Genomic DNA, 15,625 nt, shown 5'->3' on the forward strand with positions numbered 1-15,625 from the left:
CACCCCCCCCCCCCCCCCCCCCCCCCACCCCCCCCCCCACCCCCCCCTCCCCCCCCCCCCCCCCCCCCCCCCCCCCCCCCCCCCCCCCCCCCCCCGCGCTCCGCGCGACCGCGGGCGGGCCGGCGGACACGCGAAACGGCAGTGCCACGGGCGGGGAGTCCCGTGGCACTGCCGTGATCGGTGCCCGCCGAAGCGGGTCGGCCGGGCTCAGCCCAGGTCGTCGCGCGAGATCAGCCGGTGCCGCACCAGCCAGCCGGCCTCACCGAGGACCAGCTCGTCCTCGCACAGAGTGCTCGCCTTGATGACGGCCTGGCCACCCCGCGGGGTCTCGATGACCAGCGCGTAGCAGCGGGCGTGGACGGTGTCCGCGGAGTGCCGGTCCACCGCAACCATGCCCATCCAGTGCCGGCGCTGGATGCCGCGGGCGTCGTAGTCGCGCACCACCTGGCCCGCCACCGCGGCGATGTCGTCGCGGCCCGTGGTGGGCTCGGGCTTGGCGTTCGCGGCGAAGACGCCGTCCACGGTGAAGGTCTCGGCCCACTCCGCCACCCGGCCGGAGTCGAGCAGCTGCATCTGCTGCGCGTAGAACTGCTGCACCTGGAAGTAGAGCTCGGCGGAGCCGGTGGCCGACGCCTGCTCCGTCACCGTCGCGGTCATGGTGGTTCCTTCTGTCTGCGGGTCTGCGGTCGTCCTCGAGCCTGCGTGCCGGGCCTCGCGCGCGGCTGGACGCCGGACGGAGCCGGTGCTGTCCAGTGCTGCTCGATCCCGTCGCGAGGACGCCCAGGCAGGTTGGCCCGGCAACGACAGTCGAGAAGGAGTGCACAAGATGGCTCACGAGCAGCAGCGGGTCGCCCTGATCACCGGTGCCACCAGCGGAATCGGCCTGGAGGCGGCGCGGGCGCTGGCCGAGGCCGGGCTGGCGGTGTTCATCTGCGCGCGAGGCGCCGAGTCCGTCGAGGCGACGGTCGAGGAGCTGCGCGCGGAGGGCCACCGGGCGGCCGGCACCCCGGCCGACGTCCGCGACCCCGAGTCGGTCAAGGCCCTGGTGGCGGCCGCCGTCGAGACCTACGGCCGGATCGACGTGCTGGTCAACAACGCGGGCCGCAGCGGCGGCGGGGTGACCGCCGAGATCACCGACGAGCTCTGGTACGACGTGATCAACACCAACCTCAACAGCGTCTTCCTGGTGACTCGCGAGTTCCTCACCCAGGGCGGCGCGCGGGAGCGCGGCTGGGGCCGGGTCGTCAACGTGGCCTCCACGGCCGGCAAGCAGGGCGTGGTCCTCGGCGCCCCGTACTCGGCCTCCAAGCACGGCGTGGTCGGCTTCACCAAGGCGCTCGGCAACGAGCTGGCCCCGACCGGCATCACCGTCAACGCGGTCTGCCCCGGCTACGTCGAGACGCCGATGGCGCAGCGCGTCCGGCAGGGCTACGCGGCGGCGTACCAGGCCACCGAGGCGGAGATCCTGGCGAAGTTCCAGTCCAAGATCCCGCTCGGCCGCTATTCCACCCCCCAGGAGGTGGCCGGCCTGATCGGCTACCTGGCCTCCGACACCGCGGCCTCCATCACCTCGCAGGCGCTCAACGTCTGCGGTGGCCTCGGCAACTTCTGATCCCGCCCACTCAACTACTCATCCGATCAAGGAAGGTGGAGTCACCGACCATGGCTGTACCGGTTCAGCAGCTGACCAAGCACGAGACCACCCACTCGGTCGAGGTGGCGGCGGACGCGGCGAGGGTGTACGGCATCATCGCGGACGCCCGGACCTGGCCGTTGCGCTTCAAGCCGAACGTCCACGTCGAGCACCTGGAGGAGGACGCGGACCTGGAACGGATCAGGATCTGGGCCACCGCCAACGGCGAGGTCAAGTCCTGGACCTCGGTGCGCACCCTGGACCCGCAGGCGCTGCGCGTCACCTTCCGCCAGGACGTGTCGACGCACCCGGTCGCCGCGATGGGCGGCACGTGGACCGTCATCCCGATCGCCGCCGACCGCAGCCGGCTCGTCCTCACCCACGACTTCGCCGCCGTGGACGACGACCCGGCCCACCTGGCGTGGATCCAGCAGGCCCTGGACCGCAACAGCGCCCAGGAGCTGGACGGCATCCGGCAGATCGCCGAGCTGGGCGACCGGATCTCCGAGTTGGAGTTCTCCTTCACGGACACCGTGCACGTCGAGGGGGACGGCGCCGACGTCTTCGACTTCCTCAACCGGGCCGACCTGTGGCCGGAGCGGCTGCCGCACGTCGCCGCCCTCGACCTCGTCGAGGAGGCGCCGGGCGTGCAGGTGATGCGGATGGACACCAGCACCAAGGACGGCTCCGTGCACACCACCGAGTCGATCCGGGTCTGCTTCGCGCCCGACCGGATCGTCTACAAGCAGACCACCGTCCCCGCGCTGATGACCGCCCACACCGGCGCCTGGACCATCGTGCCGTCGGGCACCGGGGTCGACGTCAGCTCGCGGCACGACGTCACCCTGCGCACCGACACCATCGAGGGTGTGCTCGGGGCGGGCAACACGGTCGCGGACGCCCGTGCCTACGTGCACCGCGCGCTGAGCACCAACAGCACCGCCACCATGAACCTCGCCCGGCAGTACGCGGAGGCACGCCGTGGCTGAGAACGCCCCGGCCGCCCCGCTCGCTCCCCCGCCGGTGGCCGCCCCCACCGTCGAGGGGCTGCTCGGCGCGGCGGCCCGGCGCGCCGGCGAGCGGACGGCCGTCGTCGCGGAGGGCCGCACGGTGAGCTTCGCGGCGCTGGATCGCCAGGTCTCCGCGGTGGCGGCGGCGTTGCGCGAGCTGCTCCCCGAGCCGGGCGGCACGGTCGCCGTGGGCTCGGTGCTACACCCGGACTTCGCCGTCGCCTACTACGCGGCGATGCGCGCCGGGCAGGTCGCGGCGGTGGTCAACCCGCTGCTGCGCGAGGAGGGCCTGCTGCACGTGCTCTCGGTCAGCAAGGCCCGTGTGGCGTTCGTCGACGCCGCGCTGCACGGCCGGCTCGCCCCTCTGCTCGACCGGCTCCCCGAGCTGCGCCACGTCGTCCTGATCGGCGACGCGGTGGCACCCGGCGCGCCGGCTCCGACCATCGAGGCGCTGGCCGCGCCCCGCCCCGGCGGTCCGGCGCCGCGGCCCTCCGACGCCGACCCGGAGGACGTGGCCTGCCTACAGTTCACCAGTGGCACCACCGGCCTGCCCAAGGCGGTCCGGCTCACCCACCGCAACCTGACGGTGAACGCCGCCCAGATCGCCGAGGCCCACCGGCTGGACGGCGACTCCGTCACCCTCAACCACCTGCCGACCTACCACCCGATGCACCTGAACTCGGCGGTCCACGCCGCCGCCACCCAGGTGCTCCTCCCCGGCCCCGACCCGGCCGAGGCGCTGGCGGCCGCCAACCGCTACGGCGCCACGCACTACTACAGCCTCCCGGTCCGGCTCGCCCGGCTCGCCGTGGACCCCGCCCTGGAGAGCTTCACGCTCCGCACCGTCACCCGGATCGCCTCCGGCGGCTCGGCACTGCCGGTGCCCGCGGCGGCCCGGCTCACCGAACGGTTCGGTGTCCCGGTCTTCCAGGGGTACGGGCTGGCCGAGACCTCGCCGCTGACCCACAGCGACGACCCCGACCAGCCGGTGCACGGCTCGGTGGGCCGCCCGGTGGCGGGCACCGAGTGCCGGGTCGTGGACATCGAGCGACGCACCCCGCTCGTCGCGGGCGAGACCGGCGAGGTCCAGGTGCGCGGCCCGCAGGTGATGGCGGGTTACCTGGACGGCACCGGGCTGGACGCCGACGGCTGGTTCTCCACCGGGGACGCCGGCCGGATCGACGCCGAGGGGCGGCTGTTCCTGGTGGACCGCCTCAAGGACGTCTTCAAGTGCGACAACTTCCTGGTCGCCCCCTCCGAGGTGGAGCGGGCCCTGCTGGCGCACCCCGCGGTCCGCGAGGCGGTCGTGGTCGACCTGCCGGACCCGTTCAGTTCCTCGGTGGCCGGCGCGCTGCTGGTGCTCCGGGGCGACCTGCGCCCCGAGGACGTGCTGGCCGAGGTCAACCCCACGCTCCCCTACTACCAGCGGGTGCGGCACGCCGTCGCGGTGGAGTCCGTGCCGCGCAACGGCAACGGCAAGATCCAGCGCCGGGTGCTGCGCGACGAACTGGCCGAGCGGGTCGGCCTCGTTCCGGCCTGATCCCGCGTCAGCACCTCCGGGCCCGCCGGTCCCCGGCGCCCCGCAGCAGTCATCCGGCTTCACATCCCAGTCATCATGAAGAGGCGGTAACCATGCCCGAGTTCACCGTGGTGAACACCTTCACCCTGAAGAACCCCGCGCAGGCGGAGCAGTTCGAGCAGCACTTCCTCGGCCACGTCGCGTGGATGCGCTCCCGCGACGGCTTCCGCGCCCACCAGGCGGTGCGCCGGCACGAGAACAGCGACGGCTACGTCAACCTCGGTTGGTGGGCCACGCCCGAGGACTTCCAGCAGGTGCTGGCCAGCGAGACCTTCCAGGCGCATGCCGAGGAGTTCCACCAGATCGTGGACGTCGAGGCCGACCCGTCGCTCGCCGTGCTGCGCGTCGACGGCCACGCCGAAGCGCCGCTGCTGACCGTCTCCTTCATCGACGCGATCGGCGAGGCGGACGGGTTCGAGGCCGCCTACCGCGCGTTCGCCGAGGCCGCCGCGGAGCTCGACGGGTTCGGCTGGCTGGACCTGGCCCGCTCGCTGGTCCGCCCCGGCCACTACACGGCCGCCGCCGCCTGGGCCGACGCGACGGCGCTCGACGCGGCCCAGGCGCTCCCCCAGTACGCGGCGCTCTCCGCGCTCGCCGACGTCCGCACGGTCACCGGCTCGGCGGTCGCCGGGACCCGTGCTCCCGAGGCGGCCCGGGTCTGAGCCGCGCGAACCGAAGGAGGACGCGCCGATGCGTACGCTGACCGACGTCGCCCAGGACACCGCGGCGACCGCAGCACAGGAAGTGCACACAGACATCTGCGTCGTCGGGGGCGGCCCCGCCGGCCTGGTGCTGGCGCTGCTGCTGCTCAAGTCCGGGGCCCGGGTGGCGGTGGTGGAGCGGTCCCGGGCGCACCGGCGCGAGTTCCGCGGGGAGATCCTGCAGCCGGGCGCGATGCGGCTGCTGGACGAGCTGGGCGTGCTGGCCGGGGCGCGGGCCCGTGGCTGCCACGAACACTCCCGGTTCCGCCTGGTCGAGCAGGACAGAGTGCTGCTCGACATCGACTACCGCGCGCTGCCCGCCCCCTACGACCATCTGCTGAGCATCCCGCAGGCCCATGTGCTGGACGAACTCCTGTCGCGCTGCGAGGAGTTCGATGGCTTCCAGTATCTGGACGGGCGGCGGGCGAGCACGCTGCTCAGCTCTCCCGACGGCCGGATCACCGGCGTCACCGCCGACGGCCCTTCGGGCGGCTGCCAGGTGCGGGCGCACTGCGTGGTGGCCGCCGACGGGCGGTTCTCCAAGCTGCGGCGGTTGGCCGGTATCGAGGCGGGGCGCGACGACGTCTTCGACCTCGACGTGCTGTGGTTCAAGCTGTCGGTGCCCGAGCCCCGGCCGGACGGGCCCGCCCCGGCGCGGGACGTCCGGGTGTTCCGGTCCGGCGGCAGCCCGGTCCTGGTGTACGAGTCCTGGCCGGACAAGGTGCAGATCGGCTGGACGCTGCCGCACAAGGGCTACCAGGCGGTCGCCGAGCGGGGACTGGACCACGTCAGGGAGGAACTGGCCCGCGCGGTGCCGCCGTACGCGGACCTGATCCGGCAGCAGATCACCTCGTTCAAGGACCTCAGCCTGCTCGACGTGTTCTCCGGCCGGGCCGAGCGCTGGGCCGTGGACGGTCTGGTGTGCATCGGTGACGCGGCCCACACCCACAGCCCGATCGGCGCGCAGGGCATCAACCTGGCGATCCAGGACGCCGTGCTGCTGCACCCGTTGCTGGTCGACTCGCTCAACAAGGGGGACGCCAGCGCCGGGTTCCTGTCGGCGTTCGAGCGGGACCGGGCCGCGGACATCGCCGGGGTGGCCCGGATGCAACTGCTCCAGAGCAGGGCGATGTTGGGCCGCGGTGTGGTCGCGACCCGGGTGCGCCCCCTGCTCGCCGCGCTGCTCAGGCACACTCCGGCGTACGGCAGGATCCTGCGCCGGATCGCCTACGGCAATCCGGCGATCCGGATCGCCGCCGAGCTGTTCACCGGCTGAGCGAACTCCCCCACGGCCGAGGGCCGGGCCTCCCGATGACGGGAAGCCCGGTCCTCGGCCGTCGTGCCGTGAAGGGCGGTCAGACCAGCGCCGCCAGGTCCTCGGCGACCCGGGCCGGGGAGGGCATCCGCTCAAGGGAGCGGGCCAGGACGCGGGCCCGCCGCCGGTAGGCCGGGTCGTCCAGCAGCTCCGTCAGGGCCGCGGCCAGCCGCCCGGGGTTGTCCTGTCCGGCCAGGTCGGCGATGGTGAGACCGGCGCCGGCGGCGGCCAGCTGGTCGCCGTGCGGGAACTGGTCCATGATCTGCGGCAGGACCAGCTGCGGCAGCCCGGCGGCGACCGCCGTCATCATGGTCCCGGCCCCGCCGTGGTGGATCACCGCGTCGCAGCCGCCCAGCAGCGGGTGGAGCGGCACCGGGTCGATCAGCCGGACGTTGTCGGGGAGTCGGCCCAGCTCGGCACGGAACCGCCGCGGCACCGTCGCCAGTGCCTCGACGTCCCGCAGCCCGGCGAAGGCGAGCAGGATGGTGCGCAGCAGCGGCACCCCGCCCAGATCGAGCGTGCTGGTTCCCAGCGACACCACCACCCGGCGGCCGGCCGGCTTCTCCCGGTGCAGCCAACCGGGCAACTCCCCGGGGCCGTTGTAGGGGACGAACCGGATCGGCCGGCCGGGTTCGTTGCCGGGCAGCCGCAGTTCCTCGGGGGTGGCGTCCAACAGCAGCGTCGGGTCGGGCAGGCCGGGCAGACCGAGCCGTTCGCAGGTGGACCGCAGGGTGGTCCGGGCCGCGCCACGGGCGCCCGTCGAGATCGGGTCCACGCCCCAGCGGTGGTGCACCACGGGCACGCCGAGCACACCGCCGACCACCAGCGAGCTGTACTCCAACATGTCGGCCAGGATCAGGTCGGGCCGGTAGTACCGGGCGAAGTCCAGGTGCTCCGGCAGCAGGTACTTGGCGTGCATCATCCAGACCCGGGCGCCACCGGCGAGGCCCTCGGGCCCCGGCCGGTCGCGTACCTCCCGAAGCCGCTTGCCCTCCGGCAGGCCGCCCCGCAGCAGGTCGTCCACGTGGTACGGGTCGCCGATGCCGACCGTGTGCAGGCCGGCCGAGAGCGCGGCGCCGACCACGTCGGGCTGGACGGCGGCCACCACGTCGTGACCGGCCGCGCGCAACGCCCAGGCCAGCGGGACCAGCGGCGCGAAATGGGTGGGCACCGGGGTGTTGAGCATGAGGACGCGCATGGTTCTCCCCTTGCGTGAGGACGCCCCGCCCCCAGCGGGGACGGGGCGTCGAGGTGACTGACTGTTGACTGGCGACGATGGAGCGTCAGACCGCTGACAGGGCCTCGGCCGGAGCGCTCCGCTCGTCCTGGGCCGACTCCTCGCGGACCGGCTCCGCAGAGGAAGGCTCCGCAGAGGAAGGCTCCTCCACCAGTGGCTCGGACTCCGCGGTCGGCTGCGGCTCGGCGGCCACCTCCGCCTCCGGCTCCAACCGCACGTCCGGCAGCGCGAGAGCGAGCAGCAGCCCGACGAGCATGATCCCGGCCGCCACCAGGAACGTGGTCGCGGTGGCCGAGGCATAGGCCCGGGCGCCCGTGGCGTGGTCGGCGGCGGCCAGCCCACCGGGCAGCAGCGCGTGCAACCGGTCGGCCAGCACCTCGCCCAGCACGGCGGCGCCGAACCCACTGCCGAGCATCATGAAGAAGCGGGCCCCCGAGGTGACCACGCCGAGCCGCTCCGGCTCGGCCGCGGCCTGCACGGTCTGCAGCGTGACCTGGACCACTCCCCCGAGCCCGAAGCCCAGCGGCACCAGCAGCAGGCTCACCTGCCACCAGGTGGTGTGCGGGTTGATCAGGCCCAGCAGCGCCAGCGCCAGCGCCGCGACCGCGGTGTTGAGGACCAGCACCGGCCTGAACCGCTCGAACCGGCCGATGAGCCTGCCGGAGGCGAACATCACCATCACCACGCCGAGCGCCATCGGCAACAGCCGCACGCTGGCGCCCAGAACGCTGACCCCCCGGGCGATCTGCAGATAGGTGACCACGTACACCGGCGCCGCCAACACCGTGAAGCCACCGATGAACTGCAGCGGCGCGGCGATCCGGAACACCGGGTCGCGGAAGAGCGACATCGGCAGCAGCGGTTCGGCGACCCGCGACTCCCACCAGCCGAAGAGCGCGAGCACCAGCACCGCACCGCCCGCCAGGGAGAGGATCACCGGCGAGCCCCAGGCGTAGCTGGTGCCGGCCCAGCGGGCGATCAGCAGCAGCGCCGACGCACCGACGGTGACCAGCACCGCGCCGAACACGTCGACCCGGTGGTCGCTGCGGCGCGCGGGCAGGCGCAGGCCGAACACGGTGCCCGCGATGGCCAGCAGGCCCAGCGGCAGGTTGATGTAGAAGATCCAGCGCCAGGACAGGTGCTCGCACAGGAAGCCGCCGACCAGCGGGCCGACAACGATCCCCAGCGCGACCAGGCCGCCGCCGAGCCCCGCGCCACCGGTCCGCTGCCGGGCCGGGATCAGGGTGGCGATGATGATCAGGGTGATACTCATGATGCCGCCACCGCCCAGACCCTGGAGCGCGCGGAAGGCGATCAGCTGGCTCATGGACTGCGCCAGCCCGCACAGCACGCTGCCCGCCAGGAAGACGGCCAGCGCACCCAGGTAGACCCGCTTGGGGCCGAACACGTCGCAGAGCCGGCCGTACAGCGGCTGGCAGGCCGTGGCGCCCAGCACGTACGCGGTGATCAGCCAGGGCAGCCGGCTCAGCCCGTGCGCCGGGTCGAGGGTCCTGGTGATCTGCCAGGCGGCACTGCTGACGATGTTCTCGTCCAGGAAGGAGAGCAGCATGGCAGCGAGCGCGCCCATCACGAAGAGGCGCACCTGCCTGCCGTTCATCCCCGCGTCCGGTGGGGCCGCGGCGGGCGCCGCGGCTTGCGTACTGCCTTGGGTCATGCTGGTTCCTCCGTTGGGTTGCGATGCGTCATGCGGTGCGTCAAGAGGGGGTGCCGGGGGTCAGCGCGCGTGGTCCACCAACCGCTCCAGCTGGCCGACGACGTCGGCCGGCGCCGGCATCGCGGCCATGACGTCCGCGAGTCCGGCGGCGTTGGCGCGCAGCTCGGGCTCCGCCAGCAGTCGCTCGAGGGCGGATCGCAGCCGGGCCGGGTCGTCCTGTGCGGCGGCGGAGTCGAGGGTGATCCCGGCGCCCGCGGTGGCCAGCGCGTCACCGGTCGCGAACTGCTCCTGGAGCTGGGGAAGCACCAGCTGCGGCAGGCCGAGGCCGGTCGCCGCCAGAGTGGCGCCGTTGCCGCCGCAGTGGACCACGGCGGCGCAGGCCGCCAGCAGCTCCGGCGGCGGCGCCGGGTCGACGAACCGGACACCGGCCGGGGGCTCGCCGAGCTCGGCCCGGTACCCGGCGGGCACCGCGACCACCGCGCGGGCCGCGGGCAGCTGGCCGAGGGCGGACAGCAGCAGCCGCAGCAGCGGGAGCGCTCGCAGGGCCAGCGCCCGGGCGCCGAACACCACCGCCACCGGCCGGTCGGCGTCGCCGGCCGGCCGGGTTGGGCCGGTACCGGGGGGAAGGTGGCGAATCGGCCGGCCCGGCGCGGCGCTGCTGTGCTGCAGCTGGGTCGGGCAGGGGTCGAGCACCAGGTCCGGCGTGGGCAGCCGCTCCAGATCCAGTCGGCGGGCGAGGCCGTTCAGGAAGAACGCGGCCGGTCCGCGCAGTCCGGCCGACAACGGGTCGACCCCCGCGCGGTGATGGACCACGGGGACGCCCAGCGCGCCGGCCACCAACAGTGAGGCGTACTCCAACTGGTCCGCCACCACCAGGTCGGGCCGCCACTCGCGGGCCAGCTCCAGGTAGCGGGGCGTCAGATAGCGGGCATGGCCGGCCAGACCCTTGACCCCGGCCGCCAGTCCCGCCGCGGAGGGGCGCCCGTGCACCTGGATCGGCCGCCACCCCGGCGGCAGGTCGGCCAGCACGACGTCCTCGGCGTGGTACCAGCCGCCGACGCTGACGGCTTCGAGCCCCGCGGCGTGGGCGACGTGCTGGACGTCGGGCTGCCCCGCCACCAGGACCTCATGGCCGGCGTCCCGCAGTGCCGAGGCCAGTGGCACCATCGGGGCCAGCTGCCCGGGCAGCGGGCTGGTCGTCATCAGTACGCGCATCCGCGCTCCTCACGGCTCGTCCTCGGTCACTCGGTCCGTCTCACCACCGAGCGTGGCGGTCCGCCATGGGGCGGGCCTCGCGAACGACTTGAGCCGGCGGCCCCGCGGCGGCGACGCGGGGCGGACGGAGCGGTTCGGCCGGAACGACGGAGGCGGGCCCACCCACCGGGGGACCCGCCTCTCCGTCCGCCGGGCCACCGGGAGGGCGGCCGGGCGGGTCACTTCTTCTTCTTGCCGATGGTCTTGCTGTACACGGTGGCGATCACCCAGATGGCGGCGACGGCGATGATGATGTGGACGACGGGGTTGTTCATCGGTTCTCTCCTGACCGCGGCACTCTCGTGCCGCCGCTGGTGTTCAGACGGCCGGTCGGCCGGCCGTGGCTGGGGTGGTGTGCTGTCCGAGGACCCGCCACAGCGCGGCGGGGGTGGCGAAGGTCTCGCCGTTGAGGGCTGATTCCGGCAGCTCGACCCCGTACTCCGCCTCGAGCGACACCAGCAGCTCGATGGTGGCGAGGGAGTCGAGGCCCGCCTTCTTCAGGTCGAGGTCGGGGGTGAGCGGGGTGGTGCGGGCGGCCTTCGGCAGCACTGCGGTGAGCAGGTTCGCGAAACGATCATCCCACTGGTCCGCCATGAGGGGAGCCTCCTTCGTCAGTTCGGCCGGCGGTCGGTCCGACTCGTCCGGTTTCCATCGGTCTGGCTGTCCGTCAGTCCGGCTGGCCGGCCGCGCGGCGGCGCAGCAGCTGTCGGTCGGTCTTGCCGTTCGGGGTGAGCGGAAGCGCGGTCAGCACCTGGCAGTCGGCTGGGACCTTCGCCTCCTCCAGCCGGTCGGCGAGCTGCCCGATCACCTCGTCCGGGGCCAGCTCGGTGACCGCGAAGACGGTCAGGTCCACACCGTCGCCCGGCGGGATCACGGCGGCCGCGTACACCCCGGGGACGTCCAGGGCGGCCTGCTCGATCTCCAGGACGCTCATCCGGGTACCGCGGCGCTTGAAGAGGTCGTCACGCCGGCCCTGGAAGTAGAGGTGCCCGTCGGCGTCCAGCTGGCCGTAGTCGCCGGTGTGCAGGGTGACCCGTCCGGTCACCGGGTCCGTCCGGAACCGCTGGGCGGTGATCTCCGGGGCCCGCCAGTACCCGGCCATCACGTGCGGGCCGCGCACCGCGATCTCGCCGATCTCACCGGCGGGCAGCGGCCTGCCGTCCTCGTCCAGGATCAGCACCTCGGTGCCGGCCAGCGCGGGCCCCACCGAACCGGGCTTGGCGAGGTCACCGTCCGGTTCCAGCACGGTGATCCGCTTGCACTCGGTGGTGCCGAACATCGGGGCGACCTGGGCCTGCGGGAAGGTGCGGCGCAGCGCGGTGATGACGGGCGCGGTCAGCGCGGCGCCGGTGTTGGTGAACAGGCGCACCGGCGGGGGCGTGCGCTTGTCCCGGCCGGCCAGGCGCAGCAGCATCTCGGCGAGCGAGGGCACCACCGGCACCACGGTCACCCGCTGCTCGTGCAGGGTGCCGAGCAGTCGCAGATGGTGGTCGGGCTCGGTCAGCACCACCTGGGCGCCGGCCAGGACCGACAGGAAGACCTGGTAGAGCCCGTAGTCGAAGGAGAGCGGGATGGCCACCAGCACCACGTCCTCGGGACGGTAGCGCAGCACGGCGGCGATGGCGCGGGTGGCGAAGAGGACCGGGGCGTGCGGGCTGACCACGGCCTTGGGGGCCGAAGTGCTGCCCGAGGTGTAGATCAGCAGTCCGAGGTCGTCGGGCGAGAGCTCGGCGTCCGGTGCGCTCTCGGGTGCCGCGGCCAGCAGTTCCACCTGCCGCCAGGCGTCGGCCAGTTCCCACACCGGACGGTCCGTGAGCTCGGCCAGCAGGCCGGCGTCCTCGCCCTGGGCGATCACCAGCGCCGGGTCGCTGTCGGCGGTCACCGAGGAGAGGTGGAAGCGCTTCATCGCCGGATTGACGGGCACGCAGACCGCGCCGTGGCGCAGCGTGCCGAAGAGGATCGCGACGAACTCGCGGGTGTTGCCGAGCCGGACCAGCACCCGGTCGCCGCGAGCCACCCCCTGGGCCGCCAGCCAGCTGGCGAACGCCCGTGCCCGGCTGTCGAGTTCGGCGTAGCTCCAGACGCCCGACCGGTCCCGGACCGCAGGCGCGTCGGGGCGGGCGGCGACCGCTGCCGCCAGCAGGCCGGGGACGGTGTCCGCGGCGGTCGGCGGCTGCGCGGGGGTGCGGGTCTCGACCGCGGTCACCATTGCGGAACCTCCTCGATCTCCAGGACGGCGACGGTGCAGGTGTAGCCCGCTCCGCCGCCGAAGAGCATGACCTTGTCGCCGGGCGTGACGGCCCGGTTCTCCACCAGGTGGGCCAGGCCCGCGGCCCAGTCCCCGCCGCCGACGTGGCCGGTGGTGCGGCCGTAGTCCCAGGTGGTCTGCTCCTCGGTGACGCCGAGCAGATGGTGCACCTGGTGCTCGCCCTTGCGGCGGCCGGTCGCCGGGGTGACGACCTTGGCCAGGTCCTCGGTGGCCAGCCCCGCGTCCGCGAGGGCCTCCTTCTTGGCCCGCATCATGGTGCGGGCGATCCGCATGGTGATCTCGTCCTCGTCGCCGGCGCTGAGGTACTCGTGCGAGCGTCGCGTCAGGTCGATCGGCTCGATCGCGGCGGGCGAGGCCGCCAGCAGCGGCTGGTCGCCGCGGGCCAGGCCCTCCAGGGAGTTGTCGGCGGCGGTCGCGGTGGACAGCAGCCGGGCGAAGCCGCCCTGCCGGGAGACCACCACGGCGGTTCCGCCGTCCCCGTAGGCGCTCATGTCGTGCAGGTTCCAGCGGTTGACGGCGGGTTCGCTCCACCGGTCGCCGGTGGTCAGCATCACCGCGCTGCCGCCGCGCAGCCCGGACGCCAGGTGCGCGGCGGCCAGTTCGATGCCGCTGACGCCGATGTTGCAGCGCTGCTGCACGTCGAGGGCGGGTACGTGGCGGCCGACGGTGCGCTGCGCGACGTAGGACGCGGTGGGCCAGATGTCCAGGCCCTGGAACCACAGGCTGCCGTGGATCAGCAGGCTGAACTCCGCGGGTGCCACACCTGAGCGCTTGAGCGCGCTCTCCGCGGCGAACACGGCCATGTCGGGCGGGGCGACGCCGTCCGCCCGCAGCACCGACTCGTAGCCGAAGGTCTCGTACCGCTCTCTGGTGTACCGTCCGTCCCGCACCGCCTGCGCCGCGGAGACCGGCTCCGGCAGCCAGGTGCCCACCGCGGCGACATGGATGTCGTCCCAGCGCATGACTCTCCTCCCGTAGGACCGGCACCGATCGTCGCCAGCCGCGGTGGAGCAGAACTGGAGCGCCGCTACACCGGGGCCGGCCGGGATCCGCGCCCCGCACGACCCTCGTTCCAGCGGCTGTCGAGGCCGCCGGGCCACGGTGGGCGCACCACTGACGACGCGACCCCGCCGAGACGCTGCTCCGACGGGCTCAGGAGGCGGCCAATGCATGCGACCCACCGGCAGGACGGCGGAACCGGGCTCGAGTTCGGGGTGTTCTTCTTCGCCGCGCTCGGCGACCGGGTGCGCGAGACCTACGGGCTGATGCTGGACTGCGCGCGGCGTGCCGACGCGCTCGGCCTCGGCTTCGTCTCCACCCCCGAGCGGCACTTCCACCGCTTCGGCGGCGCCTTCCCCAACCCCGCGGTCTCCTCCGCGGCGATCGCCGCGGTCACCGAGCGGATCCAGATACGGGCCGGCAGCGTGGTCACCCCGCTGCACCCGACCGCCCGCGTGGTCGAGGACTTCGCGATGGTCGACGGGCTGTCCGGTGGCCGGACCGCGATCTCGGTCGGCTCCGGCTGGAACGTCAACGACTTCGTGCTCGCCCCCGGCCAGTACGAGGGACGGCGCGAGCGGATGACCGCCGACGTGACGGCGATCCGCGAGGCCTGGCGCACCGGCACCTGGACCGGGCCCGACCCGCTGGGCAAGGAGGTGACCCTGGAGGTCTTCCCGCGGCCGGTGCAGCGGGAGCTGGAGATCTGGGTGACCGCCTCGCGCAGTGCGGAGACCTTCCGCGAAGCCGGCCGGCTGGGCTGCAACGTCCTCACCCACCTGGAGAACCAGGATCCCGAGTCGCTGGCCGACAAGGTCGCGCTCTACCGCGAGGCGCGGGCCGAGCACGGCTGGCAGGGCCCGGGCAAGGTCACGGTGATGATGCACACCTACCTCGCCGAGGACGCCGCGGCGGCCCGCGAGACCGGCGGTGCCTGGCTGCGCGAGTACCTGCTGACCGCCATCGACCTGGAGTCGCGCGCGGTCACCGCCGGCGGCCGGATGAGCGGCGGCAAGCAGGGCCGGTCGGTGCTCACGGCCGAGTCCGCTCAGCGCAAGCTCGCCGAGCTGGGCGTCAACCGCTACCTGGCCGGCAACTCGCTGATCGGCTCCGTGGAGGAGGCTGCCGAGGTCGCCGAGCGGGTCCGCGCGGCCGGCGCCGACGAGATCGCGTGCCTGGTGGACTTCGTCGGCGACCCCGGCCAGGTGCTGGCCTCCCTGGAACACGTCGGCGCCCTGCGGCAGCGGTTCGCGGCCGGCCCGACGGACCTGCCGCCGACCGGCGTGCCCCAGCCCGGCGCGGCCTGAGCGCGGCCCCGGACCGACCCCGACCGAAGGGCGGAAGCCATGCCCGTGATCCTGGCTGTCTCCGGCAGCCCCTCCCCCGCCTCGCTGACCCACGAGGTGCTCACCCTCGCCTGCCGGCGGCTCGCCGCGGCCGGCCACCGGGTGGACACCCTGGTGCTGCGCGACCTCCCGGCGCACGCGCTGCTGGGCGCCGACACCGGCGATCCGGCACTGCGCGACGCCCTGGCCCGGGTGGCCGACGCCGACGCCGTCGTGCTGGCCACCCCCGTCTACAAGGCCGCCTACTCCGGTCTGCTCAAGGCCTTCCTCGACGTTCTGCCGCAGTACGCGCTGGCGGGCAAGACCGTGCTGCCACTGGCCAGTGGCGGCTCGATGGCGCACGCGCTGGCCCTGGACTACGGGCTGCGCCCGGTGCTGGCCTCGATGCGCCCGGCCGCGATCACCGACGCGGTCTTCGTGCCCGGCGACTCGGTGCTGCGCGGCCCCGACGGGCGACGCGCGCCGGACCCCGTGACGCGGGCCAGGCTGGAGGAGGTGCTCGACCGCTTCGAGGACCTCCTGGCCGTACTGGCACGCCGACCGGCCGGCGCCGGCCTCGGGGCCGTGGCCTGAGCCGCCCACCACCGACCTACCGCACATCCCGTAC

14 protein-coding genes are annotated in these 15,625 nt (G+C 73.9%); 7 read left to right on the plus strand and 7 right to left on the minus strand.

Going from position 1 to position 15,625, the window contains the following annotated elements; genetic code table 11:
* Window positions 1-207: 207 nt before the first annotated feature.
* Window positions 208-657, minus strand: coding sequence for a nuclear transport factor 2 family protein (locus ACZ38L_RS14355; protein ID WP_465692648.1), 450 nt, complete (start codon window positions 655-657; stop codon window positions 208-210).
* 169 nt (window positions 658-826) lie between these two features.
* On the opposite strand from ACZ38L_RS14355, the gene fabG reads away from it, so the two are divergent.
* The 5 genes from fabG (at window position 827) to ACZ38L_RS14380 (ending at window position 6,199) form a co-directional block, all read left to right on the plus strand.
* Window positions 827-1,612: a 3-oxoacyl-ACP reductase FabG gene (gene fabG, locus ACZ38L_RS14360; protein ID WP_465692650.1), complete on the plus strand. Its 786-nt coding sequence runs from the start codon at window positions 827-829 to the stop codon at window positions 1,610-1,612.
* Between the two features lie 50 nt (window positions 1,613-1,662).
* Window positions 1,663-2,622 carry an aromatase/cyclase gene (locus ACZ38L_RS14365; RefSeq protein WP_465692652.1) on the plus strand — a complete coding sequence of 320 codons (960 nt, stop codon included), beginning with the start codon at window positions 1,663-1,665 and terminating at the stop codon, window positions 2,620-2,622.
* Window positions 2,615-4,183 carry a class I adenylate-forming enzyme family protein gene (locus ACZ38L_RS14370; protein ID WP_465692654.1) on the plus strand — a complete coding sequence of 523 codons (1,569 nt, stop codon included), beginning with the start codon at window positions 2,615-2,617 and terminating at the stop codon, window positions 4,181-4,183. The genes ACZ38L_RS14365 and ACZ38L_RS14370 overlap by 8 nt, the downstream gene beginning before the upstream one ends.
* A gap of 92 nt (window positions 4,184-4,275) precedes the next feature.
* On the plus strand, window positions 4,276-4,884 hold the full coding sequence (locus tag ACZ38L_RS14375; protein ID WP_465692656.1) for an antibiotic biosynthesis monooxygenase family protein: 609 nt from the start codon (window positions 4,276-4,278) through the stop codon (window positions 4,882-4,884).
* A 28-nt stretch (window positions 4,885-4,912) separates the two neighbouring features.
* The gene (locus ACZ38L_RS14380; RefSeq protein ID WP_465692658.1) at window positions 4,913-6,199 is read left to right on the plus strand and encodes an FAD-dependent monooxygenase; all 1,287 of its coding nucleotides are present in this window, start codon (window positions 4,913-4,915) and stop codon (window positions 6,197-6,199) included.
* Window positions 6,200-6,278: 79 nt separating this feature from the next.
* Here the strand turns inward: ACZ38L_RS14380 and ACZ38L_RS14385 are convergent, their stop codons facing one another.
* The 6 genes from ACZ38L_RS14385 to ACZ38L_RS14410 all read right to left on the minus strand — a co-directional run bounded on the left by ACZ38L_RS14385 (window position 6,279) and on the right by ACZ38L_RS14410 (window position 13,635).
* Complete coding sequence (locus ACZ38L_RS14385) at window positions 6,279-7,436, minus strand: nucleotide disphospho-sugar-binding domain-containing protein (RefSeq protein WP_465692660.1); 1,158 nt, start codon at window positions 7,434-7,436, stop codon at window positions 6,279-6,281.
* 85 nt (window positions 7,437-7,521) lie between these two features.
* Window positions 7,522-9,150, minus strand: coding sequence for an MFS transporter (locus ACZ38L_RS14390; RefSeq protein ID WP_465692662.1), 1,629 nt, complete (start codon window positions 9,148-9,150; stop codon window positions 7,522-7,524).
* A 60-nt stretch (window positions 9,151-9,210) separates the two neighbouring features.
* The gene (locus tag ACZ38L_RS14395) at window positions 9,211-10,365 is read right to left on the minus strand and encodes a nucleotide disphospho-sugar-binding domain-containing protein (protein WP_465692664.1); all 1,155 of its coding nucleotides are present in this window, start codon (window positions 10,363-10,365) and stop codon (window positions 9,211-9,213) included.
* A 357-nt stretch (window positions 10,366-10,722) separates the two neighbouring features.
* Entirely contained in the window at window positions 10,723-10,998 is a 276-nt protein-coding gene (locus ACZ38L_RS14400; protein ID WP_465692666.1) for a phosphopantetheine-binding protein, read from the minus strand.
* Between the two features lie 73 nt (window positions 10,999-11,071).
* Window positions 11,072-12,613 (minus strand): class I adenylate-forming enzyme family protein, encoded by a 1,542-nt coding sequence (locus ACZ38L_RS14405; protein ID WP_465692668.1) that lies wholly within the window; start codon window positions 12,611-12,613, stop codon window positions 11,072-11,074.
* The gene (locus tag ACZ38L_RS14410; RefSeq protein ID WP_465692670.1) at window positions 12,607-13,635 is read right to left on the minus strand and encodes a ketoacyl-ACP synthase III family protein; all 1,029 of its coding nucleotides are present in this window, start codon (window positions 13,633-13,635) and stop codon (window positions 12,607-12,609) included. The genes ACZ38L_RS14405 and ACZ38L_RS14410 overlap by 7 nt, the downstream gene beginning before the upstream one ends.
* Window positions 13,636-13,839: 204 nt before the next feature.
* Between ACZ38L_RS14410 and ACZ38L_RS14415 the strand changes: the two genes are divergently transcribed.
* Window positions 13,840-14,979, plus strand: a complete 1,140-nt coding sequence (locus tag ACZ38L_RS14415; protein WP_465692672.1) for a MupA/Atu3671 family FMN-dependent luciferase-like monooxygenase — start codon at window positions 13,840-13,842, stop codon at window positions 14,977-14,979.
* A 39-nt stretch (window positions 14,980-15,018) separates the two neighbouring features.
* Window positions 15,019-15,591, plus strand: coding sequence for an NADPH-dependent FMN reductase (ssuE, locus tag ACZ38L_RS14420; protein WP_465692674.1), 573 nt, complete (start codon window positions 15,019-15,021; stop codon window positions 15,589-15,591).
* The last annotated feature ends 34 nt before the right edge of the window (window positions 15,592-15,625 follow it).

The sequence above is a fragment of the Kitasatospora sp. NPDC024654 genome (genome assembly GCF_055559155.1).

Coding starts and splice junctions, on each gene's coding strand:
- ACZ38L_RS14355 (WP_465692648.1), bottom strand. CDS start 657: ATGACCGCGACGGTGACGGAGCAGGCGTCGGCCACCGGCTCCGCCGAG.
- fabG (WP_465692650.1), top strand. CDS start 827: ATGGCTCACGAGCAGCAGCGGGTCGCCCTGATCACCGGTGCCACCAGC.
- ACZ38L_RS14365 (WP_465692652.1), top strand. CDS start 1,663: ATGGCTGTACCGGTTCAGCAGCTGACCAAGCACGAGACCACCCACTCG.
- ACZ38L_RS14375 (WP_465692656.1), top strand. CDS start 4,276: ATGCCCGAGTTCACCGTGGTGAACACCTTCACCCTGAAGAACCCCGCG.
- ACZ38L_RS14380 (WP_465692658.1), top strand. CDS start 4,913: ATGCGTACGCTGACCGACGTCGCCCAGGACACCGCGGCGACCGCAGCA.
- ACZ38L_RS14385 (WP_465692660.1), bottom strand. CDS start 7,436: ATGCGCGTCCTCATGCTCAACACCCCGGTGCCCACCCATTTCGCGCCG.
- ACZ38L_RS14390 (WP_465692662.1), bottom strand. CDS start 9,150: ATGACCCAAGGCAGTACGCAAGCCGCGGCGCCCGCCGCGGCCCCACCG.
- ACZ38L_RS14395 (WP_465692664.1), bottom strand. CDS start 10,365: ATGCGCGTACTGATGACGACCAGCCCGCTGCCCGGGCAGCTGGCCCCG.
- ACZ38L_RS14400 (WP_465692666.1), bottom strand. CDS start 10,998: ATGGCGGACCAGTGGGATGATCGTTTCGCGAACCTGCTCACCGCAGTG.
- ACZ38L_RS14405 (WP_465692668.1), bottom strand. CDS start 12,613: ATGGTGACCGCGGTCGAGACCCGCACCCCCGCGCAGCCGCCGACCGCC.
- ACZ38L_RS14410 (WP_465692670.1), bottom strand. CDS start 13,635: ATGCGCTGGGACGACATCCATGTCGCCGCGGTGGGCACCTGGCTGCCG.
- ACZ38L_RS14415 (WP_465692672.1), top strand. CDS start 13,840: ATGCATGCGACCCACCGGCAGGACGGCGGAACCGGGCTCGAGTTCGGG.
- ssuE (WP_465692674.1), top strand. CDS start 15,019: ATGCCCGTGATCCTGGCTGTCTCCGGCAGCCCCTCCCCCGCCTCGCTG.